Origin of the sequence: Cohnella xylanilytica (genome assembly GCF_014212175.1) — a bacterium.
Lineage (GTDB): Bacteria > Bacillota > Bacilli > Paenibacillales > Paenibacillaceae > Cohnella > Cohnella xylanilytica.
Map to the genome: position 1 here is coordinate 1 of NZ_JACJVR010000046.1, position 14258 is coordinate 14258.

Here is a 14258-nt window from a genome sequence, read left to right on the forward strand (position 1 = left end):
TAGCCTATACAGGAATGTTTACGTTTTTATTTCTCGCGATTTTAGCGAAATAGCGACTGCTGGGTTCGTTAGCGCGAATCGCAGGACGGCAATCGGCGTCAGCAGACGGTAGGCAGTAGGCAGTAGACGGTAGGCAGTAGGCAGTAGACGGTAGGCAGCAGACGGTAGACGGTAGACGGTAGACGGTAGACCGGCAGACAGCAACCGAACTCCCCGGCCGCATACAAACCCAAAAGACCCGCGACGAACCCGGCACGATGCCTGCCGGATAGCCGCGGGTCTTATTGGTCTTATCGTCGTCGCCGGATCTTGCCGAAGCCGCCGACCTTCGTCTTCGGCGTCGTCGACTTGCGCGGCTTGATCCATCCCGACGAAGACTTGGAGCCGCTCGAGCTCCCGTCCTTGTTCCGGGTGATCGTGCCCTTCGAGCCGGAAGAGACGGTGCTGTCCTTCTTCTTGTTGAACAAGCCTCCGGAGCCGACTCCCCCGTCGTCGCCGGACGTCGTGCCCCGCTTGAAGATGGAGCCCTTCTTCTGCACCGTCATCGGCGGGGCGGCCTTCGTGTCGCTCGCCGTCGGCGCGTGGTACGAGCCCTTCGCCGGCGGATGCGAATTCAGGCTGCCGTAGCCCCGGTAATCGCCGTAGCGCCCCGACGGCCCGACGGAGTCGAACAGGCTGCCGATCAGGCTGGCGAGCAGATAGCCCTCCAGGAACGACGGGCTGTAGTTCTGGCGGACGTACTCCTTGCTGTCCACCTCGATCAGCGAGTCTTCCGGATTGTTCTCGTCCTTCTGGACGTGGATGATCTGGTCGGAGTAGACCAGGAACATGTGGTCCGGGTCTTCCTTCGACTGCTGCTCCGGCTTCTTCTGGTCCGCCAGCGTCTTCGCGACCTCCGGAACCGTCTCCCCGGCGGCCCGGTACACGTAGGACGTCTCGCTGCCGTTCTTGTTGACCGATTCGAGAGGGTACGTCTCCTTGACGTTGACGCTGCCGCAAGCGGACAGCAGGGTGACGATCAGGGCGAAGATGACCGTCAGATGAAGGCCGGACGCCCAGCGGCGCCAGCGCCGGTCCATCAGCCGCTCCCCCTCAGCCATTCCACGTCGGCGGGCAGCACCGATTCCCCTTCATACAGCATGAACCGGCCGTCCTGCCATTCGATGCGGAGAAGCTTGCGCCCGTCCGACTGGTACTGCCATACGTACAGCTCGCCCCCGGCCGCCGTGAACGGGGCGTTGCCCGACTCCGTAATCCGGGTCGAATAGCGCTCCTCGAGAAAATAATGGACGCCGTCGAGCTCGACCTCCGTCGGCACCTCGTCCACCGAGTCCAGCCGGCCGTCGATGACGGAATAGAGACCGTACGTCGTCTTCTCCCGCTCCTCGACGGACAGGTAGCGAATGTCCGCTCCGTCGCGCAGCGTCAGCCAGACGGCGTTCCGGCTCAGCGGCTTCGTTCTCCCGATCACCTGGTACGTGACCAGGGAGACCTCGCACACGTCCCCCGGCCCCAGCGTCAGCACGCTTCTCTCCGTCTTCAGCGGCTCGGGGGATTTGAAAATATTTTTAACGCGTTTGAACAAGCTCATGTCCGATCCTCCCCTAGCCTAGCGTCACAGGCACGCCCCGATGATGAGGGCGCCCACGAGATGAAGCGAGCCGGCGATCAAGCCGTAGCCGACGATCCCGTTCTTCACGCCTTCGTCCAGCCGAAGATCCGCGATGCCCTTCAGCACCGCTTCGACGATCCATTCCAGCAGGAACAGGATGACGAAGGAGATGAACGAGACGATAAGCGCCTGTCCGAGGTTCTCGGAAGTGGCGATCGAGCGGGACAGGATATAGCCTTGGGCCCCCAGCTTCAGCACGAACCGGACGGTTACCGCCGTGTTCCCGTTCTTCATCTCTTCCAGATCGCGGTATTTGGTGAACAGAGCGTCGATGCTCATCAGGATGAACAGCAGCACCGCGCCGGCCGCCGTCCACAGCAGAGTTCCCAATATCTCTTCCCACGTCAACTTGAACGCCTCTCCTCTCGAACCTCGGGGCTCTTCGCACGGGCCCCGCGCCCGTAAAGGCGCGGCCGCGGAAGGCCTTAAAAAGAAGAAGGAAACCCCAAGAAGGGGTTATCCTTATTAACTTTCGTATTTCTTCATCAGGGCGGCGAGTTCGTCTTCGACCGCCTTATCCTTGCCGAGCGCGGCGATCTCGTCGTCGAGCGACTTGCCCTTCGCGCCGTTCAGCTCTTCCGTCGCTTCGGCGTGAGCCTCCATCTGGAGCACCTTCTCCTCCATGCGCTTCAGGCCGGACATCGCGGTGTCGGAGCCGAAGCCCGTCATCGCCTTGTTGATCTCGGCTTGCGCCTTGGCGGCGTTGGCGCGGGCGACCAGCGTCTCGCGCTTGTTCTTCATGTCGGTGAACTGCTTGCGCATCTCGTCGAGCTTCTCGCGCAGGCGCTCCGCGGCGGCCTTGTTCTGATCGTAGCTCGCCTTGTATTCCGCGGCCTTCTGCTCGGCGGCCTTCTTCTCTTCCAGCGCGCGGCGCGCGAGGTCGATGTTCTTCGCCTGGGCGGCGATGTTCGCTTGCTCGTCGCGCTTCTGGACGAGAGCGGCCTGCTCTTCGTACAGCTGCTTGAACTTCTTCTCGAGAGCGATCTGGGCGGCTACCGCCTTCTCCGCGTCTTCGAGGTCTTCTTGCATGTCGCGCAAATATTGATCCGTCATCTTGACCGGGTCTTCGGCCTTCTCGATCAGGGCGTATACGTTGGACAGCGTCAGGTCGCGCAGGCGTTTGAAAATGGACATTTAAATCGAATCCTCCCTTAGGGGTTCTGCCCCTGCCTTATGTAACTGTATTACGCGCGAAGGCCGGCCGGAGTTTCAATCTCCCCGCGAATAATTCCGAATCCGGGAGAGACGGCAGTCTCTACGGGTATACGGCCTGGCGGGCAGCTCCTCGAGCATACGTTTATTATAGTTGGAACAATCAGGAAATGACAATGAGCATTTGAAGCCGTCTCTCGCCCTTACGATCTCCGAAATCCTCTCTGCCATACGGAAAATGCCCCGAAGAACTCGACTGCCGACGAGAACTGCGGGCCGGCTGTTCGCCGTCACCGGGAGAGGCGTTCGTCAGGACAAGGGAAGTCGCAGAACGGCCCGCAATCCCGCTCCCGGATCGCTGTCCAGGATGAGATCGCCCCGATGGGCTTGGGCGATTCTCGCGACCATGGGCAATCCCAGGCCATGTCCGTTCCGGGAAGGGCGCTTGCGTCCCGCCACATAGGGAAGCTTCACGACATCGGGCAGGTCTTCCCTCGGAATTCCTTGACCATCGTCGGACACCACGAAATGACAGAAGCCTTCGTCCGGAGAACGAAGCGTACGCAGTTCGATTGCGCAGCCTTCGGGATTATGCCGGATGCTGTTCTGGATCAGATTCGTGACGGCGCGATACAGCAGCCGCTCGTCTCCCGGCGCCAGCACGCTCTCGTCCTGTACTTGCACCGTAATGGCATAGCGGTCATCGAGGCCGTCGTTCAGGAAGTCCGACGCCGCCTGCCTGGCCAGCGCGGAGATTCGAATCGGCTTGAGCTGCAGCGGCTGCATCTCGTATTCCAGCATGGATACCAGGTTCAGGTCGCTGACGAGCGAACGGAGGCGTTCCCCCTGGCGGCGAATGATAGCAGCCTGCTGCCTGGCCTCGGCCGGCAGCTCCTCCCGCTCTTCCAGCTCGCTCGCATAGCCGAGTATCATGGACAGCGGCGTCCTTATGTCGTGCGAGACGCCCGCGATCCAATTCGAACGGGCTTCGTCCCTTGCCTTCAGCGCCTCGTTTTTGTCCTGAAGCATGCGGGAAGCGGAGTTAATGCTCTGGGACAAATCGCTGAACAAGCCCCCGTTCTCCACGCGGACGGGCTTCTCCTTGGCGAGCGCGTGAATGCCGTCGATCAACGGACGTATCCCGCGAATCAGACGCGCGCCGATCAGAACGGAGACCGCCAGCGCAAGGGCCGCGTTGCAGAGAAGCAGCAACAAGAGGCGCAAGGGGAGAGACCGCAGCCATTCCACGAGAAAATCGAGCTGGTATTTCCCGTAGGAGTTTTTGGGATACCCGACGACCAGCAGGCCGTCCTCGCGTTCCCACACATAGACCGGATACTCCATGAGATAATATCGCGAGAATTTCGCGACGTCGGTCAAGGTGTACGCTCGCGGGATCTCGGCAGGAAGACGCTCGCCCCATCGCACCGCTCCGTCCCCGTCCAGCAGCATGGCCCAAGCCCGATGCGCTTTCAACAACGCATGAGACTCCTCGCTCAGCCCGTACTGCCCCCGTCCATCCTTGGCCAGCCCTCCGTCAAGCTGCCTGACCACCGCTTCGGGCGAAGGACCTTCCCGGATCTCCTTGAAGATCAACGAACCAAGCAGGATCAGATTGAAGACCAGCAACACGACGGATACGAGGATCGTGGAGCCGACAAATCGCCTGAGAATGCGGACCGCTCCATCCATCAACGCGTCTCCCGAGCCGCCGCCAGCTTATACCCCAGTCCCCGAACGGTCAGCAGGTGCGCGGGCTTGGACGGATCTTCCTCGATCTTCTCCCGGATGCGGCGCACGTGCACCATAAGCGTGTTCTCGTAGCCGTAGCTTTCGTCTCCCCATACGGCCCGGCACAGCGCGTCGCTCGTCACGATCCTTCCCCTGTTCTCGTACAGCTTCAGCAGAATGGCGTGCTCCTTGGCCGTCAAGGGGAGCTCGCCGCCCTCTCTTCGGACGACGGAGCCTTCCAGATCGACGACTTGCGATTCCAGGCGGAATACCGGGAGCCTCTCGACCGCGGGCGCCCCGTACACCCGCTTCAGGACGGCCATCAGCCTCAGGATCAGCTCCCTCGGGAGGAAGGGCTTGACGACGTAATCGTCCGCGCCCAGCCCGAGGCCGAGCAGTCGATCCTCGTCTTCGCCCCGCGCCGACAGGAACAGCACGGGCATATCCGAGAAGGAACGAATCGACGAGAGCAGCGAGAAGCCGTCCCCGTCGGGAAGCATGACGTCCAGGATCGCCGCATCCGGCTTTTCGTACCTGCACAGCGACAGCGCATCGGCGTAATTATCCGCCTTGTATACCCGGAAAAATCCCTCTTTCCGCAAAAACCGTTCGATCATTTCCCGTATGTCAGGTTCGTCGTCTACGATCAGGATCTTTTTGTTTTTCACCATGTCCAATTCGCATCACCCCTTTTATTATACATGGGCCAAGCCCTTCATCCGGTATTTTCCATTTCATTTAAGGTAAATGTAAGGTCGCCTTCAGCGGAGAGCAAGATGACCGCGCTATATTGGGGGCGAAGGATCATTCGGACGAAATGGAGTTGAAGCGACGATGAGCGCATCCCCCATCGTGGAGACGCGAGGACTGACCAAAACCTATGGAGGCTCGAACCGCGTGAACCAGGTCGGCCTGACCGTGGAAGCGGGCCAAATCTATGGATTTCTGGGCCCCAACGGGGCAGGCAAAACAACGACGCTTAAAATGCTGCTGGGCCTGATTAAACCTACGGCCGGGTCGATTAAGGTATTCGGCAAGGACCTGGCCAAGCACCGCCCCGACATCCTGAACAGGACCGGCTCGCTGATCGAATCTCCGTCCTACTACGGCCACCTGACCGGACTGGAGAATATGCGGGTCATGCAGCGGATGCGGAACGCGCCCGCCCGCAACATCGACAAGGCTCTGCAAATCGTCCGGCTCGAAAACCAGAAGCATAAGAAGGCCGATCAATATTCGCTCGGCATGAAGCAGCGTCTGGGGATCGCCATGTCCCTGCTGGCCTTTCCCGAGCTCCTGATCCTGGACGAGCCCACGAACGGCCTCGACCCGGCGGGCATCGGCGAGATTCGCGAGCTGATCAAGTCGCTGCCGGATCAATACGGCATCACCGTCCTGCTCTCCAGCCACCTGCTGTCCGAGATCGAGCAGATCGCGACGTCGGTCGGCATTATCAGCGACGGCAGGCTGCTGTATCAGGGCACGATGCGAAGCCTTCGGGCGAGCGCCAAGGCCTCTATCCGCTTCCAGACGGCGGACCCGGCCAGAGCGGAGGCGGTCCTTCTCGAGAGGGGCTACCTGCCCGTGGCGCAGGGCAATCGGCTGACGTTCGACTACCTCCGGGACGAGGAGGTATCCCGCATCAACCGAATTCTGGTCGAGCAGGACATCCCCGTCATTCGTATCGAGGAGCGCAAAAAAAGCTTGGAAGACATCTTCCTCGACCTCACCGGGAAGGAGCGGAGCCTGTGATGAAGGCGCTCTCGCTGGAGTTCTTCAAAATCCGCCGCAAAAAAATCCGGGTTATGCTGCTCCTGTTCCTAGCCGCCGAGATGATCTGGGCTTCCGTCTCCATCGGCATCTCCATCTCCCGCAGCGCGGCCAACGCGAGCTGGGAGGCGCTGGTCTTCACGATCGCTTCCATGAACGGACTGTTCCTGCCCATCCTGTCCGCCATCGTCGTCTCCCGCATCTGCGACATGGAGCACAAGGGCAGCACGTGGAAGATGCTGATGACGACCCCTATCGGCCGCAGGCAGGTATACGCCGCCAAATACGCGTGCGCCAACGCCCTGATTGTGTACGGCATCCTGGCTCAGACCTTGTTCATAGTCGTCTTCGGCCTTCTTAAGCAAATGAGCGCCCCCCTGCCGCCAGCCCTGCTCGCGCGCTTCGCGATCGGCACGCTGCTCGCCACGTTCGCCGTAACCGCCCTCCAGCAATGGCTGTCGCTTGCGGTGCGCAATCAGGCCTTCGCGCTATGCCTTGGCATGGTGGGCGGCTTCGTCGGAACGACTTCCGGCCTGTTCCCCTCGGCGGTCCGTCACTTGCTTATTTGGTCCTACTATTTGGACCTGAGTCCGGCCGCGTACAAATACGGCGATTCCTCGGGCTCGTACGTCTCGGGCAGTCTTCCCGCGGGTTTGATCGTCGCCGCGCTGCTCATGGCCGTCGCTTTTTACGTTGCCGGGAATATCCATGTCTCTCGACAAGAAGTGTAAGGAGGCTGCCGCATGATTCGAAGCATTAGGGCCGAGTGGCTCAAGATTCGGCGTTCCCGGATCGTCCCGGTATTGGCTGTCCTGCCCGTCGTCAGCCTGCTTGTCGGGTGCATTAATTTCTACTTCAATCGGACGGTTCTTCAGAACGGATGGTACAGCTTGTGGACGCAGGTCAGCCTGTTTTACGGAGAGTTCTTCCTGCCCGTCCTGATCGCGATTTGCTGCGCTTTCGTATGCAGGCTGGAGCACAATAACCGGAACTGGAACATGGTGCTGACTTCCCCTTTATCCGTTACGAGCCTGTTCGCGGCCAAATTGTTCATTGTGGGCGCTCTCATCCTGGCCGCACAGACTTTTTTCGTGCTTATGTACGGGGCAAGCGGCCGGCTGTTCGCCCTTCCGGGCGGCTTCCCCATGGAGATCGTGGCGTGGAGCCTGCGAGGATGGTTCGCCTCCCTCTCGATCGCCTCGCTGCAGCTCGGTCTGTCGATCCGCATACGCAGCTTCGCCGCGCCGATCGGCATCGGCCTGTGCGCCGTCTTCCTGGGTCTGGGGATGTACGTGCTCAAGATCGGCATGCTGTTCCCCCATTCCCTGCTGACCATAGGGATGGGCGTGCTAAGCCAGAAGGGACTTACGCCTGCCGAGAACGGAGCGTTCCTGTTCATGAACGGCTTGTTCGTCCTGTTGTTTGCCGTCTGGTCGATTCGCCGCATGAAGAACGAGGACGTCGTCTCCTCTTGACCAGTCGAATCCGAGGAGGAATTCCGCATGAAGAGAATAGGGTTCCTGCTTGTCCCGGGACTTGCCGTCCTAGCCTGCTTGTGGCTGATCTTCATGGACCCGGCCAAGCTGAATCCCGATGACCCGAAAGGCAAAGCGACCTACTATACCGTAGCGGGTCCACCGACAGCAACCCGGGACGGCAACGACCGGTATGCCTACGAACTGACGGGTTACACGGACAAAGGAAAATCGAAAACGCTGAGATTCTCCGCGAGCAAGCCGCTTCGGCAAGGGGCGTATCTGAAGCTGTATGCGACTCCCCTTCGCGGAGTCACCCACTGGGAAGAGGTGACGGCAGACGAACTGGCCGGAGAAGCAAAGCGGCTGGCCGACGACAAATAGCGATGCGGCGTGCCGCGTACGTAAAAAAGAAAGAAGCAGAGCCCGCGAGGGCCCTGCTTCTTCTTCGTCCGTCGGCCGGAATCAATCCGGAATCTCGTACGGCACCTTCAAGTACGTCGCGTCGCTCGGGAACTTCCCGGAGCGCTCGGCCGGCTTCGGGACGGCGCGATCGTCGAACCGCGCGGCGTCCGGCGGGCAATCGACGATCATGAAGCGCCCGTTGTCGTCGCTCGCGGAGAGGTGGCCCTTCACGTAGGCCTTGCCGTTCTCGACCGCGAGAATCTCGAAGTAGCCGGCCGAATGCATCATCGTCAGCCTGGCTCTGCGGGCCGGGCCGGATATTCTCGACTTGACGGCCTCCGCCAGCCGGTATACCCGCTCCAGCGGGAGCTCCTCGCCATCCTCGCCGCTTGGGGCGAGCCTATCGATAATGAATTGATAGGGGATGACGCCCGCTCTCGTCAGCCGGTCGAGCAATTCGGCGAGCGCGTCCGGGTCGTCGTTCGTCCCGGCTTCGACCGGCACTTCGGCGACGAGGCTCGCCCCGGCTTCGGTCAGCGCGCGGAAGGCTTCGATCGCCCGCTCGTTCACCTCTTCGGGACGGCGGAAGCGCATCATCACGTACAGGCTTCGGTCCGATTCGGAGAAGGCGGACACTATTCCGAGCAGCTCCCGGTCTTGCGCGATCCGGTCGGGATCGCGAGCCGGCAAGCCGGAATACAGCCGGATCATGCGAACGTGCTCGATGGCGGTCAGCCGTTCGAGAACGTCGCGCAGGCGGGCTCCCGGCAAGCCCAGGCTGTCGGAACCGGAGAGAAGAACGTGGCTGATCTCGTCATGCTCCGCCAGGTACCGCAGGCCGGAAGACCATTCGGTTACCTCTTCCTCCGGAAGGATCAGGGTGGACCGGTTCACGTGCAGGGTTCCGTTCCCCGCGGTCTCCGGCGGCTTCGGACGCGCGACCGGAATCGAATCGCCCATTCCCATGACGGCTTCGTTCGTCGCGATATCGAGCGGAGAATCTGCGAACTCGTGCGGCATCGACATCTTCATTCCTCCTTGTCCGGGTGATGGTTCCGCGGCCGGCAAGGGTCGGCGAAGACCCCTGCGGCGGTCGGATAAGGGTCACGCTTAGCCAGCGAGGGGTCACAAAAAACAGAAAATGACCCTTAAACAGGGTCAATGATTGCGAATAATTATGTGAATTGACCCATCCACTGCAAACGAGGTTAGCTGTCGGGCTCGGGTCAGATGGTTTCCCTATGCGTCCGCCGAGACGGTCCGCAATTCGCCCCAAAGATTGGTTCCCCCGCTTTCCGGCGATAGACGACGGAAATTAAGCGTACAACAAGTATAACCCCATTCTTCCGACCGCGTCAAACGAATACGGCCAAATTCGGGCGTTGGAAAGTATAGCCGCCTCTCTTATATAATGCGCGACCTGAGAAAAGGGTGCGGGCTCGAGCCTCGCCGGGACGGGGAAGCGGCGCGAAGGGACGAAGAAGGCGAAGCGAGGGGCGGCCCCCTTCGCTTCGCCTTCGATTGCCTTTGATTCCCTTCGAGCGCCTTCGTTCGCCGCCCGGAGCGGATTAGTATTGCAGGCCCGGATACAGCGGGTATTGCGAGGACAGTCCGCGCACGAGGCCGCGGGCTTGCTCCAGCTTCGCTTCGTCCTTCGGGTTCTTCAGCGTCAAGGCGATCACCTGGCCGATCGTCTTCATCGCTTCGACGCCCATGCCGCGGGACGTGACGGCCGGCGTGCCGATCCGGATGCCGCTCGTAATGAACGGACTGGTCGGATCGAACGGAATCGCGTTCTTGTTCACCGTGATGCCGACGGAGTCGAGCACGTGCTCGGCGTCCTTGCCGGTGATGTTCAGGTTGCGGGTGTCGATCAGCATCAGGTGGTTGTCCGTGCCGCCGGAGACGAGGTTAAGCCCTTCGCCCAGCAGGGTCTCGGCCAGCACCTTCGCGTTCTCGACCACGTTCTTGGCGTAGTCCTTGAACGAAGGCTGCAGCGCTTCGCCGAGAGCGACCGCCTTGGCCGCGACGATGTGCATGAGCGGGCCGCCCTGCGTTCCCGGGAAGACGGCCTTGTCGATGGCCGCCGCCCAAGGCTGGCGGCACAGGATCAGGCCGCCCCGCGGGCCGCGCAGCGTCTTGTGCGTCGTCGTCGTGACGAAGTGCGCGTGCGGCACCGGGCTCGGATGCTGGCCGCCGGCGACGAGGCCGGCGATGTGGGCCATGTCGACCATGAACAGCGCGCCCACGTCCTGGGCGATCTTGCCGAGCGCTTCGAAGTCGATGATGCGCGGGTAAGCGCTGGCGCCGGCCACGATCAGGCGCGGACGGTGCTTGAACGCCGCCTTGCGGACTTCGTCGTAATCGATCGTGAACGTCTGCTCGTTCACGCCGTAAGCGACGAAGTTATACAGCAGGCCGGACGCGTTGACCGGGCTGCCGTGCGTCAGGTGGCCGCCGTGCGCCAGGTTCATGCCGAGGACGGTGTCGCCCGGCTTCAGGGCCGCGAGGTAGACGGCCATGTTCGCCTGCGCGCCGGAGTGCGGCTGCACGTTCGCGTGCTCGGCGCCGAACAGCTCCTTGGCGCGGTTGCGCGCGATCTCTTCGGGGATGTCGACGTATTCGCAGCCGCCGTAGTAGCGCTTGCCCGGGTAGCCTTCCGCGTATTTGTTCGTCAGCACGGTGCCCATCGTCTGCAGCACGGCTTCGCTGACGATGTTCTCGGACGCGATCAGCTCCAGGTTGTCGCGTTGGCGGGTGAGCTCCAGATTCAACGCTTTGACGATCTCGGGGTCTTGGTTGCGCAATTGTTCCATATCGGACCAGCCTCCTTAATTTAAGAACGGAATATCTATGCCATCTAGCTTCGGAAAACGGGTTCGTGTATGCATTCATTCTTGCGTTCATTCTTGCGTTCATTCTTGCAGGCCTTCGTCTGGCAGCCGTTCATTCGGCTAGCCGCCCTCTTCGCCGAAGCGCCCTCTAGCCGCAGGTTCCGGACGAGGCGGGACCCGGCCTCTCCTCGAGGGAGTATACCGCGCGTTCCCCGCCGATCAGCTTCGGCCGGGTATAGGCCATCGTCAGCCTCGCCTCGCCGATCCACGGAACGGACGGGCGGACCGGAACGGCGACCGGACGCAGGTGCATGCCGATCAGCGTCTCCCCGATATCGATGCCGGCGTCCGCCTGCAGCGCTTCGACTAGGCAGGGGTCGTCCAGATGGCGGTAAGCATAGGCGGCCATCGACCCTCCCGCCTTGCGGACCGGAACGGCGGACACGATCGTCCAGCCCTTCTCCTCCGCCAGCTCGCGGGGGACGACGAGCGCCCGGTTCAAGTGCTCGCAGCATTGCCAGGCCGGCCGGAAGCCGATGCGGGAGCGGACCCGCTCCACGCCTTCGTAGATGCGCTCGGCGATCTCCTCCGCGCCGGACGTGCCGATGCGCGCGCCCTGCACTTCGCTCGTGCTGCAGCCGATGACGACGATGCGCCCGGCCTTGAGCTTCCCGGCTTCCGCCAACTCGGACAGCGCCCGCTCGACCTGGTCGGCGATCGGCGGCCGGTCCGTTCCATGCGTATGCGAAGTCGTCATGCTTCCATCCTCCCGTCCGGTCTCGCTTGGGTGAACTTACGGATGAAGGGACTGCTGCGCTTCCAGCGCCATGACCTTCTCGATGCGGCCCTTGTGGCGCGGGCCTTCCGAGAACGGCGTGTCCAGCCAGACGCGGACGATCTCTTCCGCGAGACCCGGCCCGATGACCCTCTCGCCCATGGCGAGAACGTTCGTGTCGTTATGCTCGCGGGTCGCCTTCGCCGAGAACAGGTCGTGCACGAGCGCGCAGCGGATGCCCGGCGTCTTGTTGGCGGCGATCGACATGCCGATGCCGGTGCCGCAGATCAGGATGCCGCGCTCGGCTTCGCCTCTTACGACCTTGTCGCATACCGGAACCGCGTAGTCCGGGTAATCCACGGAGTCGGCGCAGCTGCAGCCGACGTCGATAACTTCGTGACCTTGAGCCTTCAAGAATGGTACGATGGCGTCCTTCAGGCGATAGCCGGCGTGGTCGGCGCCGATTGCGATCTTCATGCGTGGGTAACCTCCCTTTTCGTCAACTTGTATTATACCTAAAAGCGCGAAAAAAGACGAAAAAAAGAGCAGACGCGCGCCATTAACGCACGTTGCTCTCTGCCCAGGCGACCGGCCGTCATTCCGATGCTCCACCGTGGTTAAGCCCACTCGTGTCGCCAGTTACATCGGAACCGCAACTTGTAACCTCATCATACCGAACGAAGCGGCAAAAATCAATCGTTCCGCGCCAACTTGTCGAGCAGCTTCCCGAGAGCCTCCGCGATCTCGTCGGCGCAGCGCTCGTATACTTCCGGGGGGCCGCCGTACGGGTCGGCGATGTCGAAGTCCGGCAGCCGGCGCTGCAGCTCGAGCAGCCGCTTGCGGTCCGCCTCCGGCAGACTCTCCCCGAGCGCCTGGCGGACCTGCCATTCGGCGAAGATCCGCTCCGCCTCGGCCACGTCCTCCATGACCGGGTCGCCGTCCAAGGCGAACTCCTTCAGCGTGAACGTCTTGTCCGCGGCGTCCGGGAACCGCTCGACGACGGCCCTCTTGTGGCCGGACGTCATCGTCAGGATCAGGTCCGCCCAAGCGGCCTCCCTGCCGGTCATGGCCGTGGAGACGCCCGGAAGCGGCACGTCCCTCTTGCGAAGGGCGGCCGCGGCGTTGGAGGATACCGGCAAGCCGTCCACGGTGGAGACGCCCGCCGAGCGGACTTCCACGCCGAGCTCCCGCTCGGCCGACAGCTTCCGCAGCATCGCTTCGGCCATCGGGCTCCGGCACGTATTGCCCGTGCAGACGATCAGGATTCGAGACATGGGGCTTCCCTCCTTCCATCTAACGCTTGGTCCATTTCTTCGCCTATGCTTTTCTCCAATGCCGTGTGAACCTAGTTATATCAGAAAAAGGATTCCGAACGCAAACAGAATCGCCCCGCCCAGCGCTTCCCCGTAGCCTCCGAGCCTGCCGCTGAACCTCCGTCCGAGCATGAGCCCGAGCACGCTCATGAAGCCGCCGAAGAAGCCGAACGTCAGAACCGTCAATAGAATATGCGAAGCGAACATTCCGAGAGACACGCCGACGGAGAAGGAGTCGACGCTGACGCTCACGGCGAATACGAGCACGCCCCAGAAGGTGCGGTGGTTGATCGATTGGACCGCTTCCCCGCGAAGCGAGCTGTACACCATGTGGCCGCCGAGCAGGAGCAGCAGCGCCCCGGCCGCGGAGGTCGCCACCCCGCCGAGCAGCCCGCTCACGTAATACCCCGTCACCATGCCCCCGAGCGGCATGAGAACGTGGAACAAGGCGATGACGGTGCTCAGCTTCAGGACGTCGAGCTTCCGGACGCCCTTCAGCCCGATTCCGACGCCCAGCGAGAAGGCGTCCATGCCCAGGGCGATGCCCATAACCAGAATGGTGATCAGTTGACCCGCGGACGCGGACACTTCTTCCATCGTCGTTCCCCCTTGTCCGCAGCGGAATGCGGTACGATTGGCATACGGACGTGCCGGCGGGTGCCGGGACGCGCCGATACTCCAACATATGCGGACAAGGCGGCGAACATGTCCCGCAGGGGGTTCGCGTTCGGTCGACGCGGGATGAGGGCAGGGCCGAAGGGCGGCTGCTATGGAAAATCAGACGGCGGTCTCGCGGCCTCCGGCGGCCTTGCGCATCCGGTTCATGAGCGCGGCGCCGATGCCGTCCTCCGGATATCCTTCCGCGAGGATGAATTCGATGCCGCGCTCGTCGCATTCGCGCAGCGCCGCGTAGAGCGCGCGGGCCGCGAGCTCCGGCTCGGCGCGGGGGCCCAGCGAGAGCACGGCGTCGGCGCGGTAGGCGCCGGCGTGCTCGGCGCAGGCGAGAATGCCGACGCGGCGGCCTCGGGCGCGCTCGGCGTCGGCCGCTTGCTGCACCGCGGCGCGCACGAGCGCCGGGTCGCGGCCGGTCACGAGAGCCATCTCGCCGCGCGGGGCGTAGTGGGTATATTT

The 14258-nt window shown here is 62.3% G+C and carries 17 protein-coding genes and 2 riboswitches; of the genes, 4 read left to right on the forward strand and 13 right to left on the reverse strand.

The window, feature by feature from the left end; genetic code table 11:
• Positions 1-290 precede the first annotated feature (290 nt).
• The 6 genes from H7B90_RS11715 to H7B90_RS11740 all read right to left on the reverse strand — a co-directional run bounded on the left by H7B90_RS11715 (position 291) and on the right by H7B90_RS11740 (position 5226).
• A complete protein-coding gene (locus H7B90_RS11715; RefSeq protein ID WP_185136062.1) occupies positions 291-1079 on the reverse strand; it encodes a DUF4247 domain-containing protein in 789 nt (262 codons plus the stop codon).
• Positions 1079-1591 (reverse strand): DUF4178 domain-containing protein, encoded by a 513-nt coding sequence (locus tag H7B90_RS11720; RefSeq protein ID WP_185136063.1) that lies wholly within the window; start codon positions 1589-1591, stop codon positions 1079-1081. Before H7B90_RS11720 ends, H7B90_RS11715 begins: the two co-directional genes overlap by 1 nt.
• Before the next feature lie 24 nt (positions 1592-1615).
• Positions 1616-2020 carry a DUF350 domain-containing protein gene (locus tag H7B90_RS11725; RefSeq protein WP_185136064.1) on the reverse strand — a complete coding sequence of 135 codons (405 nt, stop codon included), beginning with the start codon at positions 2018-2020 and terminating at the stop codon, positions 1616-1618.
• 117 nt (positions 2021-2137) lie between these two features.
• Positions 2138-2806: a PspA/IM30 family protein gene (locus tag H7B90_RS11730; RefSeq protein WP_185136065.1), complete on the reverse strand. Its 669-nt coding sequence runs from the start codon at positions 2804-2806 to the stop codon at positions 2138-2140.
• A 327-nt stretch (positions 2807-3133) separates the two neighbouring features.
• Positions 3134-4516, reverse strand: coding sequence for a sensor histidine kinase (locus tag H7B90_RS11735; protein WP_185136066.1), 1383 nt, complete (start codon positions 4514-4516; stop codon positions 3134-3136).
• Entirely contained in the window at positions 4516-5226 is a 711-nt protein-coding gene (locus tag H7B90_RS11740; RefSeq protein ID WP_376701728.1) for a response regulator transcription factor, read from the reverse strand. Before H7B90_RS11740 ends, H7B90_RS11735 begins: the two co-directional genes overlap by 1 nt.
• A gap of 163 nt (positions 5227-5389) precedes the next feature.
• Here H7B90_RS11740 and H7B90_RS11745 point away from each other — a divergent pair, with 163 nt between their 5' ends.
• The 4 genes from H7B90_RS11745 to H7B90_RS11760 are packed head-to-tail and all read left to right on the forward strand — an operon-like array spanning position 5390 to position 8184.
• Positions 5390-6307, forward strand: a complete 918-nt coding sequence (locus H7B90_RS11745) for an ABC transporter ATP-binding protein (RefSeq protein ID WP_185136068.1) — start codon at positions 5390-5392, stop codon at positions 6305-6307.
• Entirely contained in the window at positions 6304-7056 is a 753-nt protein-coding gene (locus H7B90_RS11750) for an ABC transporter permease (protein ID WP_185136069.1), read from the forward strand. The genes H7B90_RS11745 and H7B90_RS11750 overlap by 4 nt, the downstream gene beginning before the upstream one ends.
• 12 nt (positions 7057-7068) lie before the next feature.
• Entirely contained in the window at positions 7069-7800 is a 732-nt protein-coding gene (locus tag H7B90_RS11755; protein ID WP_185136070.1) for an ABC transporter permease, read from the forward strand.
• Positions 7801-7827: 27 nt separating this feature from the next.
• Positions 7828-8184, forward strand: a complete 357-nt coding sequence (locus H7B90_RS11760; RefSeq protein WP_185136071.1) for a YxeA family protein — start codon at positions 7828-7830, stop codon at positions 8182-8184.
• Positions 8185-8265: 81 nt separating this feature from the next.
• On the opposite strand, the gene H7B90_RS11765 is transcribed toward H7B90_RS11760, so the two are convergent.
• The 7 genes from H7B90_RS11765 to H7B90_RS11795 all read right to left on the reverse strand — a co-directional run.
• Entirely contained in the window at positions 8266-9231 is a 966-nt protein-coding gene (locus H7B90_RS11765) for a hypothetical protein (protein ID WP_185136072.1), read from the reverse strand.
• Positions 9232-9387: 156 nt separating this feature from the next.
• Positions 9388-9537, reverse strand: a riboswitch (cyclic di-AMP (ydaO/yuaA leader).
• 236 nt (positions 9538-9773) lie between these two features.
• A complete protein-coding gene (gene glyA / locus H7B90_RS11770; RefSeq protein ID WP_185136073.1) occupies positions 9774-11021 on the reverse strand; it encodes a serine hydroxymethyltransferase in 1248 nt (415 codons plus the stop codon).
• Between the two features lie 166 nt (positions 11022-11187).
• Complete coding sequence (locus H7B90_RS11775; protein WP_185136074.1) at positions 11188-11796, reverse strand: TIGR01440 family protein; 609 nt, start codon at positions 11794-11796, stop codon at positions 11188-11190.
• 36 nt (positions 11797-11832) lie between these two features.
• The gene (rpiB, locus tag H7B90_RS11780; protein ID WP_185136075.1) at positions 11833-12291 is read right to left on the reverse strand and encodes a ribose 5-phosphate isomerase B; all 459 of its coding nucleotides are present in this window, start codon (positions 12289-12291) and stop codon (positions 11833-11835) included.
• Between the two features lie 94 nt (positions 12292-12385).
• Positions 12386-12467, reverse strand: a riboswitch (ZMP/ZTP riboswitch).
• Positions 12468-12506: 39 nt separating this feature from the next.
• Positions 12507-13088 carry a low molecular weight protein arginine phosphatase gene (locus H7B90_RS11785; RefSeq protein WP_185136076.1) on the reverse strand — a complete coding sequence of 194 codons (582 nt, stop codon included), beginning with the start codon at positions 13086-13088 and terminating at the stop codon, positions 12507-12509.
• Between the two features lie 75 nt (positions 13089-13163).
• Positions 13164-13724 carry a manganese efflux pump MntP gene (locus H7B90_RS11790; RefSeq protein WP_185136077.1) on the reverse strand — a complete coding sequence of 187 codons (561 nt, stop codon included), beginning with the start codon at positions 13722-13724 and terminating at the stop codon, positions 13164-13166.
• A 180-nt stretch (positions 13725-13904) separates the two neighbouring features.
• On the reverse strand, positions 13905-14258 hold a 354-nt coding region (locus H7B90_RS11795; protein ID WP_311772713.1), incomplete at its 5' end, for a Sua5 family C-terminal domain-containing protein.